Here is a 21,070-nt window from a genome sequence, read left to right as displayed (position 1 = left end):
GGTCCTACTGGCGGGCCAGGAGGTCGTTGAGCTTCTCGACCGAGGTGTCGAGCGCCTCCTGACCGCTGATGTCGCCGCGGATCGCGAGGGCGATCTGCTGCGCCAGGTAGTCGTTCATCGCACCGTTGACCGTGTACGGGGTGAGCACCTCGGCGGTCTCGAGGGAGGCGAAGCCGAGCACCCGGGCGTCGCCCGACGGCGTGCCGTCGGACTCGGTGAAGTACGGGTCGTCGGAGGAGCCGAGGGTCGACGGGAAGACGTTGGCCACGCGGGCGAAGGCGGTCTGGTTCTCGGCGTTGGTGACGAACTCGCCGAAGGCGATGGCGGTCGCGAGGTTCTCGCTGTTCGCCGAGACGCTCACACCCTGCACGTAGAGCGGCGAGATGTTGAGCGCCTTGCTCATCGCGACGTTGCCCTCGAGGCTCGGGTTGTCCTTCTGGAAGTCGTCGATCGACGTCGCTCCGCCGGTCGTCCAGGCGACCTTCCCCTGCGTGAACAGCTGGGAGTTGCCGAGGTAGTCGGCGTTGAGCACGCTCGGCGGCATCTCGCCGTTGGCGTAGGCCGCTGCGTAGCGGTCGATGATCGCGGCGGCCTCGGGGGTGTTGAAGACGAACTCGGTGCCGTCCTCGTTGAGGATGTCGATGCCCTCGAGCGTGAAGTCTCCGACCCCGGGGACACGGCTGATGAGGTAGTTGTCAGGGCAGTTCTCGGCCATCGTCGAGGCCTGCTCGAACAGCTCGTCCGTGGTGGCCGGCGGCGCCGAGGAGTCGAGACCGCACGCGTCGAGCTGCTCGGCGTTCCAGTAGTTGACGTCCGTGCCGAGGTACCAGGGGTAGCCGTAGACCCCGTCCTTGCCGGTGAAGCGGAACGCGTCGACCGACCCATTGACGTAGGTGGCGTCCATGTCGGTGCTCTGGCTGACGTCGTACAGCAGGTCCTGCTGGGCGAGCGGGAGCACGAAGTCCGGCGGGAGGTTGACCACGTCCGGGAGCGTGTTCGTCGAGGCCTGCGAGAGGACCTTCTCGGAGTAGCCGTCACCCGGCTGGTCGACGAGCTCGACCGAGGTGCCCGGGTTGGCCGCCTCGAAGTCGGAGATGACCCCGTCGAGGTACTCCTTGTAGGTCGGCGTGAGCGACCACGTCTGGAACCGGATCGAGCCGGTGACCTCTCCGTCGGCGTCGGATCCGCCCGACGACCCTCCGCCGCCGCAGCCTGCGAGCAGGGCTGAGGCGACGAGGACGCCGACTCCTGTAGCCAGTGGTGTGCGGGAGATCCTCATGGTGCTGCTCCTTCGTTGGAGGGACCGGCCGGCGGCGCTCGTCGTCGAGCAGCGCGCCGTGATGGGCCGAGGTGACCGTCGGGACACCGGGTAGACGACCACGGTGACGCCGGGTGATGAGGTGTATCTTTGGCAACTAAACCGAGTAAGTCAAGGCCGTGTCAACCGGTTAAGTGCCGACTGAGGTGAGGATCGATGATGAGTCCCCGGGTCACGCCACCGCGCCGCCGCGCGACGCTCAGCGACATCGCCGTGCGTCTCGGCGTCTCCAAGGCGGCGGTGTCCTTCGCCCTCAACGGGCGGCCCGGCGTGAGCGAGGAGCTGCGCGAGCAGGTGCTCGCGGTCGCCGCCGAGCTCCACTACCGCCCCAGCTCCGCGGCGCTCGCCCTCGGCGGGTCCCGGGCCGACGTCATCGGGCTGGTCCTCAACCGTCCCGCCCGGACCCTCGGCACCGAGGCGTTCTTCCCCGAGCTCATGGCCGGCATCCAGGCCGGCCTCGCCCCGACGCACACCGGGCTGCAGACCCTCGTGGTCGCGTCCCTCGCCGAAGAGGTCGACGCCTACCGCACGTGGCAGGCCACCCAACGGGTCGACGGCGTCATCCTCATCGACCCGAGGCGCGACGACGAGCGCGTCGCCCTCGTGGCGGAGCTCGGGCTCCCCGCCGTGCAGATCGGCAGCCACCCGAGCCTCGACCCGACGGTCCCGACCGTCTGGGTCGACGACCACGAGGTCGCCACCCGCCTCTTCGACGCGATGTTCGCCCTCGGGCACCGACGTGTCGGGTACGTCATGGGTCCGCTCGACCTCGAGCACACCGAGCTGCGCCGCCAAGCCTTCCACGACTGCGTCGGGCGCTACGACGCCGGGACGCCCGTGTCCGTCGAGACCGACTACTCGGCCGAGCAATCGGCCGCCGCGACCCTCGACCTGCTGCGCCGCGACGACCGCCCGAGCGCCCTCGTCTACGACAACGACGTCATGGCCCTCGCGGGGCTGCGCGTCGCGCAGGAGGAGGGGGTGACGGTCCCCCGCGAGCTGTCGATCGCGAGCTTCGACGACTCGATCGCGATGCGGCTCGTGCGGCCGTCCATCACGGCGCTGACGCGTGACACGTACGCGCTCGGGGAGCTCGCTGCGCGGACGCTGATGCAGGTGGTCACGGCTGCGGGGTCCGAGGCGATGGTCGGGTCTGTCGCGGGGATGACGCCGACGCTGTCGGTGCGGGAGAGCACGGCGCCGTCGCTCGACGCGCAGGGGTGACCTGCCGCCGGCCCGTCCTGCGTCGTCGCCTGTGAGACGAGCGACATGCCTCACCACCCACGTCGCGATCCCGCTGCTGCACCCGCACACCGGCGTCGGGCAGAGCGCCGCAGGTCGCGGCAGGGGGCGTACTGGTAGATCTGAGCCCGGATGGGCTATCGTCTGCCGCAGAGGGAAAAAACCCGCCTCGCCCCGGCGAGCGGAACCGCGTACGCGTCTCACCGGAGTCGCCACTTCTTCATCGAAGGAGTGCGCCCGTGCCCGTGCCCGTGCCCGTGCGAACCGTCGCCACAACCACAGTCTCGTCGTCCCCTCCACGCCTCCGAGACGCGTGGGTCGCGCTGTCCGGTCTCTCCGCTGTGTTCCTCTTCGAGATGCTCGACAACTCGGTCCTCAACGTCGCGCTCCCGACGATCGGCCGCGACCTCGCGGCCTCCACAGGGTCGTTGCAGTGGGTGTCGGGGGCGTACTCGGTCGCCTTCGGCGGACTCATGCTGCTCTTCGGTGCGGTCTCCGACCGCGTCGGCCGCCGCCGCGTCATGCTCGTGGGGCTGACCCTGCTCGCGTGCACGAGCATGCTCACCGTGATCGTCACCTCCGTCGAGCAGCTGGTCGTCGTCCGCGGGCTCATGGGGGTCGCTGCCGCGATGACGACGCCGGGATCGATGGCGCTGGCCTTCCGCCTGTTCTCGACCGAGGACCTCCGCGTCCGGGCGCTCACGGTCATCTCGACCGCAGGGCTCGTCGGGCTCGCGGTCGGACCGACCGTCGGCGGGTTCGTCCTCGCCCTGGCCCCCTGGCAGGTGCTCCTCGTCGCGAACGCACCGATCGCCGCGATCGCCTTCCTCGGCATCCGGGCCGGCATCTCCGCCGATCAACCGGACGACCTGCACCGTGACCCCGTCGACGTCGCGGGCGCCCTCCTCGGCACGGCGACCATCGTCGGAGTGCTCGTCGCACCGACCCTCTTCGTCGTCTCGACCTCCGACCGGACCGCCTGGGTCGTCGTGGTCGCGACCGTCGTCGCGGCAGTCGGGTTCGTGGTCCGGGAGCGCACCGCACGGCAGCCGTTGCTCGACCTGCGGCTCGTCACCCAGCCGCTGGTCGCCAGCGGCCTCGCGTACAAGGCGGCTGCGGGGCTCGCCATGGCGGGGCTGTCGTACATGGTCACCCTGCAGCTGCAGCTCGCCTGGGGGTGGTCACCGGCCCTCGCCGCCGTCGGGACGCTGCCACAGGTCGTGGTCCTGCTCGCCAGCGGACGGTTCGTCGGACCGGTCGTGCGACGGGTGGGTCTGGACCGCGCAGCGTGGACGAGCGCCGCAGCGGTCGTCGCCGGCCTCGCCGTCTTCGCGGCGCTCGGGCGCTTCGGCTACCCCTGGGTCCTGACAGCGCTCGTGCTCGTCGCCGCCGGGATGCGCGTGGTCGGTGTCGTCGCCGGCACCACCGTCCTCCGTGGCCTGCCAGCGGACCGCACCTCCGTCGGGGCCGCGCTCGTCGACACCGCCAGCGAGCTCGCGACAGCGTTCGGCATCGCCGCCACCGGGACGATCCTCGCCGCCCTCGTCGGCGGCAGCATCACCGCCACGACGTGGACCCCAGCCCAGTCCCACTCGTTCCAGGCGGCGATCTCGGTCGCCGGCCTCACCCTCACCGCCGTCGCCGCCGCGCTCGTCGGTCTCGGCGCCGTCCGTGCGCGCCGCACCACCCCCTCGTCCACCCCGATCGCCCAGGAGTCCTCCGATGTCTGACGCCATTGCCCGCCCCCCGTTTGACCCCGAGCTCGCCACCTTCCTCACCGCTCTCGAGGCACGTGGCCCCTTCACGCTCACCGCCGAGATGCTGCCGCACATGCGCCAGCTCGACGTGACCGAGGAGGTCCTCGACGAGCGCCTCCGGTCCCACGGCTACGCACGACAGACCGTGACGGTCCCCGGACACCTCGGGGACCCGATCCAGCTCGCTGTCATCCAGCGCGCCGACCGGACCGGTGCGACGACCGCCGTCTACGGCATCCACGGGGGCGGGATGATGTTCGGCCACTACCTGTCCAACCTGGACTCCTACGACTGGCTCCTCGAGCACGACGTCGTGCTCGTCAGCGTCGACTACCGCCTCGCCCCCGAGCACCCGGACCCCTACCCGGTCGAGGACTGCTACGCCGGGCTCGTGTGGGTGGCCGAGCACGCCGAGGAGCTCGGTATCGACCCCGAGCGCATCGTCGTCGCGGGTCAGAGCGCAGGCGCTGGGCTCGCCGCCGGCGTCGCGCTCCTCGCGCGCGACCGTCGAGGCCCGGCGCTGATGGCTCAGATCCTCGTGTCACCGATGCTCGACGACCGCGACGCCACAGTCTCGACCCAGCAGATCGACGGGGTCGGGGTCGCGGACCGGCAGATGACCCGCTTCGGCTGGGACGCCTACCTCGGAGAGCGCCGCGCCACCGACGACGTGTCCGTGTACGCCGCACCCGCCCGCGCGACAGACCTCTCAGGACTGCCGCGCACCTACATCGACTGCGGCAGCGCCGAGGTCTTCCGCGACGAGACGGTCTCGTACGCCAGCGCGATGTGGGCTGCTGGTGTCGACGCGGAGCTGCACGTCTGGCCGGGCGCCTTCCACGGATTCACCAGCATGGTGCCGCAGGCGGCCGTCTCGAAGAGCGCCACAGCGGCGCTGGCCGACTGGACGCGACGACTGCTGGCGATGCCGTCACCGATCGCCGCGCTCGACTAGGCAGGGTGTACCCGTCGGCGGCCGAGGATCGGACGAGCGGGCTCGCACCCCAGGGAGTGAGAGATGTCTTCGGCCGCCGTCACCACCAGATGTAAGGGCAGGCTAACCTTCTGGACATGGACCTCACGGCGATCCCACGCCCACGCCCCGCACTAGCCCTCCTCGCGGCCCTGGCCGTCGGCCTCGTCGCCGCGTGCAGCACCGAGACCGACTCTCCCCCTCCGTCGTCTGGGACTGCCGCGACCACGACCATCACACACGCCTTCGGCGAGACTGACGTGGGTAGCACGGACCGCGTCGCGGTCCTCGACGGCGACCGCACGCTCGAGGCTGTCGTCGCACTCGGCATCGACCCTGTCGCAGCCGTCGTGCCGCCACTGACTGGCGACTACGCGCCCGTGGTGCGTGAGGAGCTCGACGGAGAGCCCGCCGACATCGGGACCTCCGACGGAGGCATCAACCTCGAGGCGCTGGCTGCCGCCGAACCCGACCTCATCGTCATGCAGAGCGAGGGGGCCGAGGAGCTCTACGAGCAGGTCTCCCAGATCGCCCCGACCGTCGCCGTCGAGTACACGCCCTCCAGCTGGAAGGACACCCTCACTCAGATCGGCGGCTTCCTCGGCAGGGAGGACGCTGCAGCCGACCTCGTCACCGCGTACGACGAGCGAGCCGCCGAGGCCGCAGCGACCGCACCCCAGGACACGGGCACGCTGTCGATCGTCCGGGTACGGACCGACGGGTTCCGGTACATGACGCAGGAAGGATCCTTCCCGTGGTCGGTCGCGCTCGACCTCGGCCGCCAGGCGCCAGCGGTTCAGGACCTCGGCGAGGACGGTACGCAGGCGGTCGACGTGAGCATGGAGCGGCTCGACCTGCTCGTCGCCGACGACATCGTCATCCTCGTCGACGACGGCGCCGAGGCCGCCGCGCAGCAGGTGGAAGACCTGCTGCACGTCATGGCCCCGGACGCGACGTACTCGCAGATCCCGTCGAAGAACGTCTTGTTCGGGAACGTCCTGACCGCCCAGGCCATGCTCGACACCCTGACGACCGACTGACTCGCCCCGCTCCGCAGATCATCGCTGAGGCCAACGCGGAGACAGTCATAGGCTCATCAGATGAACGCACTCTCCAGAGTCACCGACGCTCAGGTCGATGCCATCTGCGAAGCCTTCGCGTCGGTGACGTGGCCGCTCGGTCGCGACGACTTCGCGGCACTCGCGGAGCGCCTCGGGTGGCAGCTGAAGCTGGAGACGTCGAGCGGAGTCCAGCACCGTTCTGGGTACTCCATGAATCTGCCGACCGTCCGTTCGCTCGTCGCACTAGATGCAATTGCCCAGGTCACGATCGCGGTCTCCGACAAGAGCGATGACTCGAGGGCGCTGCGGAATGCCGCAGACGAGCTGCAGTCAGCACTGAGCGGGCGATGTGGTCAGCCGTCCGGATCCCAGGACGGAGACCACTACTGGGAGCTGGCCAACGGCGGCAGGATCTGGCTCAGGACGGTGCCGAAGAAGGTGCTGCTCGTCGTGGAGTCGCAGCGATTCGCCGACGTGGAGCGGGGTGAGGAGCGCCTGGGTATCGGCCCCGACCTCACGCTGGGCGCCGGCGGTGGCACTGACTGACGGCGTCCATTCGACTGTGACCGCGACGACAGACTTGGAGCCTTGGTAGTGACGGGACGGGCGCAGAGACGTACCTCTCGGGCCGCCGCAGCGTGGTCCCGCACCGCTCTGAGCCGAGCGAATACCGCTGGCACGGGGCCCTCTACGCCGTCAAGGCATTGATGACCATGAAGATCGACGACAGCCTGACCTTCTCGGTCGTGATCGAGAAGAAGGTGTACACGGCGTCGATCTCCATGTGCTAGACCTTCAAGATCACCAAGTAGAGGCGAACGATGGACAACCTAGAGCACGGCAAGGGCATCGTGATTTCCTGGGACGCCGAGGGCGGCTTCGGTCATCTCCAGATCGACGACGGTCCTGCAGTATGGGGCTTCTACTCAGATGTCGAGATGGACGGTTACCGGACACTCGAGGCAGGCCAGAAGGTCGAAGCGACCTACGAAGCCGTAGAGGATCAGGACGGCTTCAAGTGGCGGACTGTGCACATCAAGCCCGTCAGTTTCTGACCGCGGTCGTTGCACCCGCCGACCTGGTCTGATCTCACGAGGCACCGCACGTGGCCGGCGCCTTCTCTCAAGGGGAGGGACCGGGCCTCTCGGCGGGGGCAGCCCGCCCCTTCGGCGCCGCGCACCTGCTCGTCCTGGCCGATGCGAGGTCCCGAGTGCGGCGAGCATGTCCCACACGTCTGCCATGATCCGCCCAACCGCGAAGTGCTTCCGGTTCAGTCCTCGGAGGGGGTGTCCTCGGCGACTGGACCTGCAGTGCGGGCCACGCGAGCAGCGCGCAGCCGTTCACGACGGGCGGGCGCTTGGAACACCTCGGTGAGCAGTTCGCCCATGAGCTCGAGAACCTCCGAGGATTCCTCTTCCGAGACATCACGGTCAAGGTCACCGTGCGCCACGTCGTTGCCGATGAATCGGATCTCGTGTGCCTGCCCCCGCACTGCGTCTCGGATCAGGCCGGCACCAGCGAGGGCGTCGATCTTCGCGACGAGGTTGCCACTCGTGAACTGCTTCTTCTTCGCAGTTGCCTCGACTACAGCGCGTGCCAATGCACACGCTCCGCGTGTTGCCCCGACGACGTGGCAGAGCCAAGCCTCTGCTGCTGCCCTAGCGATGTCATCGGGCACGTCAGGTAAGGACCTATCGTGGCCCGGTGGCGGCGACCATCGGGCATCCTCGTAGTCCTGCGGTCCACCGTTGTGCCCGTAGTCCTCGAGCCATCGATCACTCAGGTCATGACTGGTCGTCCACGTGACGACGCTCATCCGCTCGCAGCCATCGCAGGTGTACGCGGCATCCGCGACCCACCGCTCGTCATGGCCGTAGGTCCGGACCCGATGAACGATGGGTTTCCCTACCGGAGTCATATGGCTCTTGTCGCCACACCAGCCGCAGATGATCGTCGCCATGCGTCGATCCTGGCCGACTCGGCGGCGAGCAGAGAGCAGCCCGCCGAAGACACGCCGAAGTCGTCTGGCGAACCCCTCACTTGCGCGGTCTAACACCCATCGCCAGGAGAGCGGCCATCTCGCATCGCGGCGTTGCTGCAACCTGAGTCGAGCTCGTCCCATCGTTGGGTGCCGTCGTGCCCCTGTGGGCGGGTGGAGCCGCGCAGCGACGGAGCTCAGGCCGTCCCCAGGTGCGCGAGGGGCGACGCCCCCTCCCCCGGGCCCACCAGAAACGGCTGGTACCGGGTTTCGGGTCGACGAGGTTTCGGGAGCGGGTTTCGGCGCATCCGCGACCGGAGTGTCGCGCTCAGGCTGGCCCAGCCGCGACCTCTCCCGTAAACGATCGTCTGCGGTTCGCCTGTGGTCGCGAGCTCGCACCACACCAGGCCGCCCAGCAGCGCCGCGCCGTGGGCTCTCCCACGAGCCCACGTAAGGCGGTCCAGCAGCCACCCAAGGGCAAGGACGGTCCCCGCAGGTCAGGGCCGGCACGGACACCGGCCCGGATATCTCTCGACAACCTGAGTGCCCTCTGACCACCTGACCGCCCGCACACCGCTCGCGCCCTCACCCCAGCAACACCAGCCGGCGACTACGTAAGCGCGACCCGTGCACAGCCTGGATGGTCTGTGGGGCCCCCGCCGCCCGATCATTTCGCCACAGAAACCGCCGTCAAGGGCGCTACGCGTCACACGCGAGACAGCTACGTCGCCCCCTCTGACAACGACGTCTGAGGCGAAGGATCCGCAGTTATCGGGCAAGGGGTAGACCGGCTCGAACTACGCGACGCGACGCGCGGACGGGCCACTCCACGCATAAGGTTCGCTAGCGGACCGGACAACGTTCAAAGTGCGGTCCCGAGCGGATCGGCGGGGACCCAGGCGACACGTCCTTGCCAGTGGACCTGTCGCGATACTGGGAACAAGAAAGCGATCCAGGGGGCGTCATGCCGGCGTTGGGGTCAAGGCGGGGAAACCGCAATGGCTCGAGCTGGTACAGGGACCCCAAGGATGAGCTCCAACTGTAGAGACGCAACTCGTGGAAGATCGGACAATTGGACATCGTAGAGGGTGTTAAAACCGGCAGAATCGCTGGCCATGACTCGCAAGACGTACTCGGGACGTCCACTGAGGCGTAGTACCTCGATCACCTCCGGTAGAAGGCTGGCCGCCTGTTCGAACTCTTCAAACCTGCCGACAGTCCCGGGCTCCAAAGATACAAAGACGAGGGCGTGGAACGTGAGACCGACGCGCTCGGGATCGATGATGGCTCGGTAGCCAGCGATGTAGCCCGCCCCCTCGAGGCGGCGCAGCCTCCGGTGGCATGTCGACAGGGTGGACTTGGTGAGAGCGGCAAGGCCGGCAAGGGTGATGCGGGGGTCGCGCTGCACGGCGTTCAGGATTTTGGCGTCGATCTCGTCCACTGTGAGGTTACCTCCGGATGTGGGACCTAGCTTCTTAAGTCCCACGGTTGGTTGGGCGATTACTCACGCAACGCGAACGCTGCCCGATGTCTTACGTTCGTAGAAGTCTAGATTCTGGATGGGTATATTCGCAGCCGGGGCGGTTGCGGATGGGTGCCACCCCGCGTTGGGCGCAACCGTTCCACCGTTGAGGGGACGCGGCGTGCGCGCCCGTTGAACGGCGCTAGTGCGAGCGCGACAGAGTGCGCCCAATCGCACCTTCGGGGTAGAGCGCGGGACCACCTGTCATCCCGAGGCCCGACAGCGGGATGACCGAGAGCGCGGCCAGAGCGAGGCGCCCATCGGTAGAGCAGCAGAACGCAGCGGACAGCTGGAGTTCGTGCCGGTAGCCAGCGCTTCCCGGCTGACAAAGCTGAGCTGATCGGTCTTCGCCAGCGTGGGCCCAACGGGACGAGCCCAGACGTTGGCCAACGGCGATCGCATCGAAGACCCCTGACTAGGTCGCCGGCCGGCAGTTCGCACGCGCCCAGGTCAAGAACCGGACCATTTCAGGGCCTTGACGCACTCCGCACGCGGCGGCGTCAACTGCCTGAGATAGATGAGACACGCTCGATGCCACTGAACCAAACCGTGTTCGGGGCCGTGCTCGCACGGCCCCGGGACCCGCATTCAGTTGAATGGGATCCCATGGCCCCTCGGATCGCAGACCAAGAGGCGAGGCTCTTCGTACGGGCGCAGTGGTGGCCACAGTGCTGGACTAACGCACTGTGGCCACCTGTGGATGACCCGCCCGCAGACGACAGATCAGGTCACGCCACCTGCTCCCCGCAGGTATCAACCAGCGGTGATTTCATCACCTCGCCTGCGCCGGGCGGCCAGAGTCAGACCTGCACCGCCGAGCACGAGAATTACGCCGATCCCGACCACTCCTGCCACCCCGGCGCCGGTCTGCGCCAGCGGCGGCATGTTCCCTGGAGACGGGGGCGCCGCCGGAACGTTGACAGTGATCTGCACCGTTGATGGCGGTGACGTCACGGGACTACCACCCGGAGGCACGGCCGTGGCGGTTGCCGTGTTCGACAGAGAACCCATCGAAAGGTCTGCCTGGGTCACTACGTATGTTGCCGTGAACGTCGTCGACGCTCCTGGCAGCAGTGTCGCGACCGACTCGGGCGTGACGGCACCTAGCTGGCCACTGCCAGTGAACGCTCCCTCGACCACGTCGACGTCGGACACCGTGACGTTGCCCGTGTTGGTCACGAGGAAGGAGTAGGTGATCGTCTGGCCAACTCGTGTGATGACAGTCTGATTGGCCGTCTTCACGATCGTCAGCGCCGGCGCGGCGATCGAGGGGATCTCGACCGTCGAGGGCGGCGACTCGACCGGCGGACCGGTGGGCGGGACGCCCGTGGCCGTTGCCGTGTTGGTCGTGGACCCACGATCGACGTCAGCCTGGGTCAGTGTGTACGTCGCGGTGAACGTCGTGGAGTCACCCGGCGCGAGAGTAGCGACCGAGGCAGGCGTAATCGCTCCCAGCTCGCCGGTGCCATCGAACTCACCCTCGTTGACCGTGACGTCAGTCATCGTCACGTTGCCCGAGTTGGTCACCAAGAACGAGTAGGTCAGCTCCTGGCCCACCTCGTAGGACTCCTGACCAGCGGGGTCGACAGACTTCAACACAGTCAGCGCCGGCGCGGCGATCGAGGGGATCTCGACCGTCGAAGGCGGCACCGGAGGTAGCTCGGTACCCGGAGGCGGTGTGCCACCAGCGGTTGCCGTGTTCGTCAGAACGCCTCCATCGACGTCCGCCTGGGTGACGGCGTAGTCGGCGGTGAACGTGGCCGACTGGCCGGGGATCAGCGTGGCTGACTCAGGGGTAACGGCCCCCAGGTCGCCAGTGCCGGAGAACTCCGTCTCGACGGGGGCCGCGTCGGTCACGGTGACGTTGCCGGTGTTCGTGACGACGAACGAGTACCTCACGACCTGGCCGGCGGCGGTGATCTCCGTGAGGTCCGCGGACTTCACGACTGTCAATGCCGGCGCGGCGATCGAGGGGATCTCGACCGTCGAGGGCGGCGACTCGACCGGCGGACCGGTGGGCGGGACGCCCGTGGCCGTTGCCGTGTTGGTCGTGGACCCACGATCGACGTCAGCCTGGGTCAGTGTGTACGTCGCGGTGAACGTCGTGGAGTCACCCGGCGCGAGAGTAGCGACCGAGGCAGGCGTAATCGCTCCCAGTTCGCCGGTGCCATCGAACTCACCCTCGTTGACCGTGACGTCAGTCATCGTCACGTTGCCCGAGTTGGTCACCAAGAACGAGTAGGTCAACTCCTGGCCCACCTCGTAGGACTCCTGACCAGCGGGGTCGACCGACTTCACCACAGTCAGCGCCGGCGCGGCGATCGAGGGGATCTCGACCGTCGAAGGCGGCGACTCGACCGGCGGACCGGTGGGCGGGATGCCCGTGGCCGTTGCCGTGTTGGTCGTGGACCCACGATCGACGTCAGCCTGGGTCAGTGTGTACGTCGCGGTGAACGTCGTGGAGTCACCCGGCGCGAGAGTGGCGACCGAGGCAGGCGTGATCGCTCCCAGTTCGCCGGTGCCATCGAACTCACCCTCGTTGACCGTGACGTCAGTCATCGTCACGTTGCCCGAGTTGGTCACCAAGAACGAGTAGGTCAGCTCCTGGCCCACCTCGTAGGAGTCCTGACCAGCGGGGTCGACCGACTTCACGACGGTCAGCGCCGGCGCAGGTGCAGCCGTCACTTCTGCAGAGCTCTCGGGACTAGTGACTGTCTCTCCCCCGGGGGTGTCACCCGAAGCGGTCGCGGTGTTGCTGATAGTGCCTGCATCGACGTCGGCCTGCGTTGCTGTGTAGGTGGCGGAGCACGTCGTCGTGCCGCCGATGGCGAGCGTCGTGACGTCGCAGACGATGGCGCCGACCTCGCCGGTGCCGGAGAAGGCTGTCTCGGCGATGGACACTCCGGACAGCGCTGTGTTGCCAGTGTTTGAGACGGCGAAGGAGTACGCGAGCTCCTGGCCCGCCGCGGAGATGGTCTGCGGAGAAACGGTCTTCGTCATCGAGATGCTCGGAGTGAGCGGCGTGATCCCGACAACCTGGGTGAAGGCATCCCCTTCAACGCCCACCCCGGCGTTGCTGAAACCGATGGTGATGCTCTCCACGGTGGGCGTGGGCGTACTGATGGCGTAGGTGCCGCAGCCGAAGCCGGCGGGATCGCAGCTATTGGTCGAAGCGGCAGTGCCCACTCGACCTGCGGGGTTGATGATCCCTACTGTCGTTCCTCCGTTGGTGATTGCGACGTTCGAGGTCTGCGATCCGGGGGTGTCGAGGCTGAAGGTACCGCCGGACGTGAGGGTCTGGGGGGTGTTCCGGTACTCCGAGAATGTCGGGGGGTTAGAGGCGGAGATCACTCCCGAGCCGATGTCACCCGTATAGAAGACGGGCGTGGTCACCGGCTCGGAGAACGCGTATGTGATCGAGCCGCAGCCGCTCGGCGCCGTACTCGTGCAGGTCGTGTTGATGAACTGCAGGGCTTCGGTCGTGGTTGGCGGGAAGAAGGCTGGCGACGGCCCGCCGAAGACGAGTCCTCCCGAACCGGCGAACGTCACCGGTCCGGTCAGGGTGGCAGTGACGACAACACCGCTCGGCGTGGTTCCCGTCGCGACGTTCCCCGCGATCGTCCAGGACGCGGGGTACTCCGAGCCCGCCGGGACTGCCTCAGCGCGGGGAACCGAGAAAGCGAAGGCGTTGAGCATCGCCATCACTAACCCTAGGACTACTCCGAGCACCAACGCACGGAACGGAACGGAGTGACGGTCGAGTCGCAATAACCCGAGCCCTCCGCTGCGAGAAATGGTCATAACCTGCCCTTTCATATCGTCTACGTCGACGCGAGGCCGTGGCCCCGCACGGTCTTCTCCAAGACGGAATCTACGGCAAGAAGAGCGTGATCGCCATCACTTCATCCCGACCCGAAAGCAAGGTTTATGGCCTGTATTCTCGGGGATCCGCTCACGTATGGGAAATATTCTCGCTCGACAAAGAGATGTCAGGAACTTTTTGATCGTAAATACGGTTAGGTCGAGATTTTGTGGGCCTGCACCTCGATCCGGTGGCGTGGTCGCGCCGGCGCCCAAACGTAGGTCCAATCCAGCGACCGGCCCCGTCTGCCACGTCGAACGAACCATTGGCGCCAGGGGTCAGGCAACAGCACGAAACACGCCCGTCTGGAGTAGCAGCAGAACTCCCGCCCCTGGCACGGGGCGGGCCTTCTAGCTTCGCGGCCTGGCGGGGCCGCGTCAGGTTCTAGCCTGACGTCACTCGCGCTGGGCGGTGGCTCGAGCGCCGGGGCGGACCTCGCCGATCTCGTCCCGACCGGCGACGAGGCGCGAGCCCCGCAGGCCGGCGAACGCCGTGACGGTGAGGCCGATCAGGAGGACAAGTTGAAGAAATCCGTCGACCATCGAGAGAAAGACCCCTGGTGCTCCACAGGTGGTCGCTCCGTGGCACCCTCCGCGCTCAGCGCCAGCGGAACCCGTCGACGACGCGGGCAGCACCAGGGATCCGCCTCACGCCCTCGAGCAGCGCGAGGCCGACCCCGGTGCCCACCACGTTGAAGAGCAGGTCGTTCACGTCAGCGACGTGCCCACCTCCGAGGAGGTTCGCCGTCACGTACTGCGACACCTCGATCAGCAGGCTCAGCCCCGCTCCCAGGAGCAGCACCTGCCACCACGGCGCACGCACGAAGAACAGCGGGAGCAGCACCCCCAGCGGCACGAAGACCGCGACGTTCGTCACGGCGTCGACGACCTCGTAGCCGACCAGCGGCACCAGGTTCAGGTACGCGTCCCACGGCTGGCCGGAGGAGGGCTTGCCGAGGAAGATCGGGAACACCGTGTTCGCGAGCACCCCCGCCAGGTAGACGCAAAGCGTCAGCGCGACGGCTGCCCGCTGCGGGGTGAGCCGCGCGCGTCGGTGCAGCGACCACAGCAAGACCACGAAGGCCAGAGCGGCGACGGGGACGACGACCGGTAGCACCGGAACCTGATGAAACATCTGAGCTGCTCCCAGTCGCGGGTAGAGACGGCAGTGTCCACCTGCGCACCGGGCACCCGGGCACGGCGTGGGCACGGGGCACCGCTGCGACCTGCACGGGGGCCCCTCCGACACCGTAGAGCGGATCGCCCCGGAAGAGGTCCACCGCAGGCATGACCCTGTGCCGCCCCCGTGCTCCCCAGGGTGGACCGAGGATCCACACGCCGCGCTGCTGGTGGTCGGCCGGGGACCGCGAAGGATGCCGAGGACGGCGAGCCGTCCGCAGGCACCGACCCCGGGGTCGAGTCAGCGAGGTCGGGTCAGCGGGGTCGACGGCGGGTGAGGAACCGGAAGCTGACGTCCCAGACGTACTCGAGCGGTCCCCTCGGGAAGAACCGCAGCCAGACCTTGGCGAAGAGGATCACCAGTGCGCCGATCACGAGGAACATGAGGATCGTGCCGAGCAAGGGGTCGAGCATCGGAGAGAGAGGAGAGCTGCCGATCCAGCGCTGGGCCACCCGGCCGAGGACGTTCTGGAGCACGTAGCAGCTCAGTGCCATCCGGCCCACGAGAGACAGGTGTCGCCCGGCCACACCGATCGGGCGCCGCTGGTAGAACGCGGCCATGAGCGTGAGGATCCCGAAGGCGGTGAACGGCGCAGCCAGGAACCTGCCGAAGCCGTACGTCTCCTGGGAGAGGAAGAACGCGAGGTCCAGCGGGATCCCGACCCCGAAGCCCACGACCACGACCCAGCGACGCAACCGTGCTCCTCGGGCGTCGAGGATCCCGTGGCGGTACACCATGGCGCCCAGCGTGAAGCACACGAGACCCAGGGTGAAGATGGAGCCGGTGTCGCTGCCGATCGTCAGGTCGCTCAGCACCGTCAGAGCGTTGTTGTGGACCTCGTAGGAATAGGGCGGCCTCCCCTCCGCCAGCCAGAACTCACCCGGGAAGACGATGCCTGGGGTGCCTTGGTAGTCGGTCACGACCAGGGGAAGGAGCATGAGCGTGACATGTGTCGTGAGTGCGACGCCGATGAAGATCCACTGGCGCTTCTCGGGCATCAGCAGGACGAAGGCCACGACGAACCCGAGGATGGCGTAGACGCGCAGGACGTCGAACTGCACGACGAAGATGTAGTTCAGCACTCCGTCGAGGAAGAGCAGGCCGGCACGGACGAGATAGGTGCCCGGCCACCGGAGACCACGCCTCGACGCCGCCTGCCGCTGGATCTCGAGACCGATCCCGAACATGATGGTGAGCAGCCCGAGGAACTTGCCCTCCGACGTCCACGAGAGCAGATCGGCCCACCGGACGTCGATGACACGCTCGCCGAAGAAGGCCTGGAACAACCAGATGTTGCTGGCCAGCGTGCCCAGGATGGCGAGTCCACGGATGACGTCGAGCGAGGCGATGCGAGGTCTCTTCGAGAGGTCGACGGGTTGAGGGAGAGGTGGCGTGACAGATGTGCTCATGCCCCCGAGTCCATCGTGAGGTGTGTTGCCAGGACGTCTGTGATTCTCGATAGGCAGGCGACACGTCCGCGAACCCGCACCCGGGCCCGGGCCCGCCTCTCAGGCCGGGCCGAAGACCTCGATCTGTGACAGCTCGACCTCTGAGAGCGCGGTGAGACGCACGGCGACGACTGCCTCTCCCCCGCCCTCTTCGGGCCGCGTGCGGAACGGACGCGTCTGGCAGGCGAGGTCGAAGGTCTCCTCGCGCACGTCGAGCGGCACGACAGTGCGGTCAGCCGTGACACCCTCGAGCCGCCAGGCGGCGTCGACGGGGTCGGGAACGGCGGGGAGACCAGCGGGCTCCCCCGCGAGCGTCACCGTGTAGAGCGAGACCACAGCGGGCTCGGTGAGCGTGAGCTCGACGTGCTCACCCGTAGCGAGGACGACGACGGACTCGCCACGGTCGTCGGTGACACCTCCCGCCTCGACGACGAGCAGGTCGCGCAGCGGCTCGCGGAGGCCCAGCTCGGTGCTGATCGACGTGGGTCGGCTGTCGCGCGCCCAGCCCGTCGGCTCGTCCGACAGCACGAAGGCGATGTGCCGTGCAGAGGCGAGGATGTCCGCCGGCACCGCGACGCGCTCCCACGCCTCCCCGTCGACGCGGACCTCGCGGACGTACGGCGCCCCGGCGTTCTCCGCGGTGATCTCGAGCGGGCGCTCGCGGCCCTGCGGGTGGAGCGTGACGCGAGGCAGCAGCGGCGGGGTGAGCACCATCTCCCCGGTCCCCGGGACCAGCGGGTAGAGCCCGAGCACCGCGAAGAGGTACCACGCGGACATCTCCCCGTTGTCCTCGTCCCCCGGGTAGCCCTGGCCGATCTCGGAGCCGACGAACAACCTGTCGCGCGCCTCGACGACCACCCGGTGGGCGTCGTCGTGACGCCCCGCGAAGCAGTACGTGAGCGGGATGTGGTGCGCCGGCTGGTTGGACAGCCCGAGCATCCCCATCCGGACGTCGCGCGCCTCGGACATCTCGTGGATGACAAACCCGTAGGACCCGACGAGAGACGGGTCGGCGGTCTCGGGCGTCGCGAAGAAGGCGTCGAGGGCAGCGCCGAGCGCCTCCTCTCCCCCGTGCAGCTCGGCGAGGCCGGCGCCGTCGTGCGGCGCCGTGAAGGCGGTGCCCCAGGCGTTGGTCTCGGTGTAGTCGTTGCCCCACTCGGCCGGGTCGAAGTCCGCCTCGGCCACACGCCACCCGCCGTCCTCGTCACGCCCGAGGAAGAATCCGAGACCACGGTGGAACACGGAGCGGTAGCCGAGGGCGCGGCGCGCGAGGTAGTCGGCCTCCGCGGTCAGCCTGTCGATCTGAGCGGTCGCGGCGGCAGTGTCGGTGACGTCGGCGGCGGCGATCTTGGTCGACACGGCGGTGGTGGACAGAGCAGACGGACCGGGCTGCCCGTCCGCATGATCGAGCAGGGCGAGCGCCAGGCGCGCCGCCGAGGCGTCGTTGATCGCGTTGTCGAGGGTCCAGGACATGCCCTCGTGCACACGTGTGTCGACGTAGCCGCGGAAGATCCCGGGCCGCAGCCCCTTCCGACCGACCCGGGCGTCCGACGCCGGGACGGTCGCGTGGTGCAGCGCAGAGCGGTACGCCTCGTCGAGGCGGAACGGCACACCCTGAGCGGCGAGCCCGGCGAAGACTGTGTCGCTCGTCGTGCCCGTCATGCAGTCGACGGGACCGGGCGCGCTCCAGCGGGCCACCCATCCCGCGTCCGCGACGTGCTGGACGAAGCCGTCGGCGAGCGCCCCGGCACGGTCCGGGGCGAGCAGCCCGAGCAGCGGCCAGGCGGTGCGGTAGGTGTCCCAGAAGCCGTGCGTCGCCGAGAAGCTCCCGGGGCGCACCACACCGTCGACCGGGCTGCGGTAGCGCGGCCCGTCGGGCCCGGGCTCGTCGTAGGCGTTGGGGTAGGTGAGCACGCGTCCGAGGCTCCCCGCGAGCGAGCGGAGGACGTCGGGCGAGACCTGGTCGGGATCGTGCACCTCGACGGCTGACAGTGCGCGGTGCCACGCGGCCGCGGCCTCGCGGAGCATGCCGTCGACGGTCCCGGCCGTCGTCGCGTTGACGCGGGCCTGGTCGGCGCCGACCGTCGAGACGCCGACGATCACGTCGGCCTCGGTCACCGCGAGGGTCACGGACCCGCGCAGCTCACCGTCGGCATGGGTGAGGGTGTGACTGACGACGTCGGGGATTGCCGCGTGGACGTGGTGGTCGGGGCGGTCCCCACCGTCGCGGAGCAGGACGTCGAGGTGCAACGCCCCGTCCTCGACGACCCAGCGGGCGTCGGCGGCCTCGCCGAGGTGGTCGACGACGAGCGAGAGGGAGTCGCTGTGGGAGCGGACGCGCAGCCCGACGGCGTGACGGGCTGCGGTGAGGACGACCGAGACACCGTCGAGCTCGACCTCGTAGCGGTCGGGCCCGGCGTGCTCGTCGTCGCGCTCGAAGCTGAGCGCCCGTGCGTCGCGCTCGGTCGGCGGGGTCGCCGAGGCGCTGGGCATGAGCTGGAAGACGCCGCGGTCGCCGATCCACGGGCTCGGGATGTGGCTCGTCGCGAAGGCCTGGATCGAGGGTGCAGCCATCTGGTACCTGTACGGCCAGTTCCCTGCCGAGGCATCGGTCATCGGCAGGCCGAAGACGCCGCCGTGCGGCACGGAGACGACAGGGGCAGTGTTCCCGCGCGAGAACCTGTCGGAGGAGTGCGTGCCGCGGCGGGTGTCGACCCAGCCGAGGAGGTCGTCAGGACGTTGCGGTGCCTGACGGACGCGGACGTCGCCGACGAAGACGGCGGTCGCCTCGGAGGTGGCGCCGACGACGGCGAGCACGGCGTCGATGCGCCGCCCGACCCAGGGCCCGAGGTCGACCGTGCGGCGGTTCCACTGGTCGACCCAGAGGCGCTTGTCGGCGGCCTGGGCGGCGGGGTCGAGGGGCGTGCCGTGCTGGTCGTGCGGGATCGGCGTGCCGCCACGCGTCTGGGTCTCTTCTGTGCCGCCGGAGGAATGAGCTCCGACGGGGCCGTCAGGCAGGCGGATCCCGTCGGCTCCGTCGGAGAGGCGGGTCCCGTCGTCGAAGCGCAGATCCAGAGCGACAGCGGTCGCAGCGTAGCGGTCGTCGTCGCCCGCCACCGGCAGGACGTCGTAGACCAGCTCGTCGCCGGCTCGGACGGTGACGCCGTCTGCTCCGAGCAGGTCATTGACCTCGATCTCGCCGCCCTCGGGCGGCGCGTCTACACGCCAGCACCGGGTCGGGTCGGTCTCTGCGGTGGCCGCGGGAGCGACGGCGGGGACGGCTCGGGACAGTGACGGCGACGGTGTCTTCACCCTGGTCAGGTTGGTCGACTAAACCGAATTAGTCAAAGTGGCGTGTCTTGCTCGGCGTAGAGCCACGGACACACAGACGCCCCTTCCTCGCAGACGCGCGAGCGCCCTCTCCCCCGCAGTCGTCGAGGAGAGGGCACCGGCGATCAGCGCGCCAGAGGCGTAGATCAGGTCAGCCGGTGTAGGTGGTGTCCTGCCCGTAGAGCTCGCGCGTCACCGCAGACACGTACGCGCTGTGGTCGCCGGCGCGGAGGTCGTAGGTGACGAACACACCGAAGCCCTCGCTGACGGTCCGAGCTGCGAGGTCGGCCGCGAGGGTCACGGGTGTCTGGTTGAGGTCGACCGCAGCGGCGCCCAGCCTCGACCTGTCGACCGCGGGGAGCTGCGGCGGGTTGAACTGGCCGTAGTACGGGTTCCAGATGTAGTCGAGAGTGTCGAGGGTCGCAGCCGGAGCCTGCTGCAGGGTCTCGGCCGTCTCTCCGATGTCGTACAGCGTGATGAGGCTGTCGTCCGGGAGCTTCTCGCCGAGCGCGTCGACGAGCCAGACCGCGGAGTCCGGGTTGGCCGGCGGTGTGCTCCCGGTGCCGTAGGCGACCCACTCGTCGTCGATGTCGACACCGTCGAGGTCGTAGGTCTCGACGACGTCGGCCACCTGGTCGGCGAAGGCCTCCGCTGCCGCCTGCGACGGGAAGTTGGCGAACCCGGCAGCCTGGTGGTTGCCGAGCAGCGAGAGCGTGACCTTGATGCCCTTCTCCTGCAGCGGGCGGATCTGCGTGGCGGCGCCGTCGAGCGTCGCCTGCACCTGCTCGTTGAGGTGGAGGTAGGCGTTCTCGCCGTCGTAGTTGATGTTCGCCGCGAAGATGATCGCGACGTCGAAGACTGGTGCCCCGTCCTCGAGCGCGTACCGGCCGACGTTCGCGAGGTCGTTGCAGTTGACCTCGACATAGGCGATCGAGACAGGGCCGGACGGCCTCGGACCTGGGTCTGGCACGCCCTCCCCCGCTGCCGTGGCCGGCGCGATCCCTGCCCCGGTCAGGGCCAGGGCCGCCGCGGCGACAGCAGCGGCCGTGGCCAGCGGACGTGGTGAGCGGTGGTGGTCATTCGGTAGTCGTGACATCGGTACTCCCCATTGAGCGTCTGTCGTCGGCCGTGTGCCGACCAGCTCCCACAAGAACTGACTTAACCGGGTAAGTCAAGCATCTCGAATACCTCATGCCGAGCGCCCCTCGATATGACGAGAATCACCAATGTCCGATCTTGTCCGATACTCTTCGTATCCAGTACTGTTCGTATCAGGAAGCAACGCACTGCCGGGTGATCAACCCGGTCCGCTCCCTCCGGAGTCGGGCACCACGCCCACCCGGCATCCCCTCTACGGACGCAGCTCACAGCAGCTCGTCCGGATCCCGAGCTCACAGCTC

General features: G+C 68.5%; 15 protein-coding genes. 6 read left to right on the top strand and 9 right to left on the bottom strand.

What is annotated here, in order from left to right; translation table 11 throughout:
• Positions 1-4: 4 nt before the first annotated feature.
• Complete coding sequence (locus SANBI_RS07065) at positions 5-1,279, bottom strand: extracellular solute-binding protein (RefSeq protein WP_319160293.1); 1,275 nt, start codon at positions 1,277-1,279, stop codon at positions 5-7.
• Between the two features lie 198 nt (positions 1,280-1,477).
• Between SANBI_RS07065 and SANBI_RS07060 the strand changes: the two genes are divergently transcribed.
• From SANBI_RS07060 to SANBI_RS07035, 6 genes are all read left to right on the top strand, one after another.
• Positions 1,478-2,542, top strand: a complete 1,065-nt coding sequence (locus SANBI_RS07060; protein WP_319160291.1) for a LacI family DNA-binding transcriptional regulator — start codon at positions 1,478-1,480, stop codon at positions 2,540-2,542.
• A gap of 257 nt (positions 2,543-2,799) precedes the next feature.
• Positions 2,800-4,290: an MFS transporter gene (locus tag SANBI_RS07055; protein WP_319160289.1), complete on the top strand. Its 1,491-nt coding sequence runs from the start codon at positions 2,800-2,802 to the stop codon at positions 4,288-4,290.
• Entirely contained in the window at positions 4,283-5,272 is a 990-nt protein-coding gene (locus SANBI_RS07050) for an alpha/beta hydrolase (protein WP_319160287.1), read from the top strand. The genes SANBI_RS07055 and SANBI_RS07050 overlap by 8 nt, the downstream gene beginning before the upstream one ends.
• Before the next feature lie 116 nt (positions 5,273-5,388).
• Complete coding sequence (locus tag SANBI_RS07045) at positions 5,389-6,330, top strand: ABC transporter substrate-binding protein (RefSeq protein WP_319160285.1); 942 nt, start codon at positions 5,389-5,391, stop codon at positions 6,328-6,330.
• A 60-nt stretch (positions 6,331-6,390) separates the two neighbouring features.
• Complete coding sequence (locus SANBI_RS07040) at positions 6,391-6,897, top strand: DUF6301 family protein (protein WP_319160283.1); 507 nt, start codon at positions 6,391-6,393, stop codon at positions 6,895-6,897.
• A 275-nt stretch (positions 6,898-7,172) separates the two neighbouring features.
• Positions 7,173-7,406, top strand: a complete 234-nt coding sequence (locus SANBI_RS07035; RefSeq protein ID WP_319160281.1) for a cold-shock protein — start codon at positions 7,173-7,175, stop codon at positions 7,404-7,406.
• Positions 7,407-7,621: 215 nt separating this feature from the next.
• Here the strand turns inward: SANBI_RS07035 and SANBI_RS07030 are convergent, their stop codons facing one another.
• The 8 genes from SANBI_RS07030 to SANBI_RS06995 all read right to left on the bottom strand — a co-directional run bounded on the left by SANBI_RS07030 (position 7,622) and on the right by SANBI_RS06995 (position 20,766).
• Positions 7,622-8,311: a DUF4145 domain-containing protein gene (locus SANBI_RS07030; RefSeq protein WP_319160279.1), complete on the bottom strand. Its 690-nt coding sequence runs from the start codon at positions 8,309-8,311 to the stop codon at positions 7,622-7,624.
• A gap of 997 nt (positions 8,312-9,308) precedes the next feature.
• Entirely contained in the window at positions 9,309-9,770 is a 462-nt protein-coding gene (locus tag SANBI_RS07025) for an Lrp/AsnC family transcriptional regulator (RefSeq protein ID WP_056131831.1), read from the bottom strand.
• Positions 9,771-10,604: 834 nt separating this feature from the next.
• On the bottom strand, positions 10,605-13,553 hold the full coding sequence (locus tag SANBI_RS07020; protein ID WP_319160276.1) for a DUF7507 domain-containing protein: 2,949 nt from the start codon (positions 13,551-13,553) through the stop codon (positions 10,605-10,607).
• A gap of 555 nt (positions 13,554-14,108) precedes the next feature.
• Entirely contained in the window at positions 14,109-14,255 is a 147-nt protein-coding gene (locus tag SANBI_RS07015; RefSeq protein ID WP_156382731.1) for a hypothetical protein, read from the bottom strand.
• A 55-nt stretch (positions 14,256-14,310) separates the two neighbouring features.
• Positions 14,311-14,847, bottom strand: coding sequence for a VanZ family protein (locus SANBI_RS07010; RefSeq protein WP_056131821.1), 537 nt, complete (start codon positions 14,845-14,847; stop codon positions 14,311-14,313).
• 299 nt (positions 14,848-15,146) lie between these two features.
• Positions 15,147-16,301: a DUF418 domain-containing protein gene (locus tag SANBI_RS07005; protein WP_319160271.1), complete on the bottom strand. Its 1,155-nt coding sequence runs from the start codon at positions 16,299-16,301 to the stop codon at positions 15,147-15,149.
• Between the two features lie 99 nt (positions 16,302-16,400).
• Positions 16,401-19,652 (bottom strand): GH92 family glycosyl hydrolase, encoded by a 3,252-nt coding sequence (locus SANBI_RS07000; RefSeq protein ID WP_319160268.1) that lies wholly within the window; start codon positions 19,650-19,652, stop codon positions 16,401-16,403.
• A 169-nt stretch (positions 19,653-19,821) separates the two neighbouring features.
• Positions 19,822-20,766: an endo-beta-N-acetylglucosaminidase H gene (locus tag SANBI_RS06995; RefSeq protein WP_319160266.1), complete on the bottom strand. Its 945-nt coding sequence runs from the start codon at positions 20,764-20,766 to the stop codon at positions 19,822-19,824.
• Between the last annotated feature and the right edge of the window lie 304 nt (positions 20,767-21,070).

It is taken from the genome of Sanguibacter biliveldensis (assembly GCF_033798665.1).
Lineage (GTDB): Bacteria > Actinomycetota > Actinomycetes > Actinomycetales > Cellulomonadaceae > Sanguibacter > Sanguibacter inulinus.
This window is presented reverse-complemented; position numbering and strand designations above follow the sequence as displayed.

What these genes read in the sequence shown, in the direction of transcription:
- SANBI_RS07065 (WP_319160293.1), bottom strand. Translation starts at nt 1,279, where the DNA reads ATGAGGATCTCCCGCACACCACTGGCTACAGGAGTCGGCGTCCTCGTC.
- SANBI_RS06995 (WP_319160266.1), bottom strand. Translation starts at nt 20,766, where the DNA reads ATGTCACGACTACCGAATGACCACCACCGCTCACCACGTCCGCTGGCC.
- SANBI_RS07010 (WP_056131821.1), bottom strand. Translation starts at nt 14,847, where the DNA reads ATGTTTCATCAGGTTCCGGTGCTACCGGTCGTCGTCCCCGTCGCCGCT.
- SANBI_RS07035 (WP_319160281.1), top strand. Translation starts at nt 7,173, where the DNA reads ATGGACAACCTAGAGCACGGCAAGGGCATCGTGATTTCCTGGGACGCC.
- SANBI_RS07015 (WP_156382731.1), bottom strand. Translation starts at nt 14,255, where the DNA reads ATGGTCGACGGATTTCTTCAACTTGTCCTCCTGATCGGCCTCACCGTC.
- SANBI_RS07050 (WP_319160287.1), top strand. Translation starts at nt 4,283, where the DNA reads ATGTCTGACGCCATTGCCCGCCCCCCGTTTGACCCCGAGCTCGCCACC.
- SANBI_RS07040 (WP_319160283.1), top strand. Translation starts at nt 6,391, where the DNA reads ATGAACGCACTCTCCAGAGTCACCGACGCTCAGGTCGATGCCATCTGC.
- SANBI_RS07030 (WP_319160279.1), bottom strand. Translation starts at nt 8,311, where the DNA reads ATGGCGACGATCATCTGCGGCTGGTGTGGCGACAAGAGCCATATGACT.
- SANBI_RS07020 (WP_319160276.1), bottom strand. Translation starts at nt 13,553, where the DNA reads ATGGCGATGCTCAACGCCTTCGCTTTCTCGGTTCCCCGCGCTGAGGCA.
- SANBI_RS07045 (WP_319160285.1), top strand. Translation starts at nt 5,389, where the DNA reads ATGGACCTCACGGCGATCCCACGCCCACGCCCCGCACTAGCCCTCCTC.
- SANBI_RS07060 (WP_319160291.1), top strand. Translation starts at nt 1,478, where the DNA reads ATGAGTCCCCGGGTCACGCCACCGCGCCGCCGCGCGACGCTCAGCGAC.
- SANBI_RS07005 (WP_319160271.1), bottom strand. Translation starts at nt 16,301, where the DNA reads ATGAGCACATCTGTCACGCCACCTCTCCCTCAACCCGTCGACCTCTCG.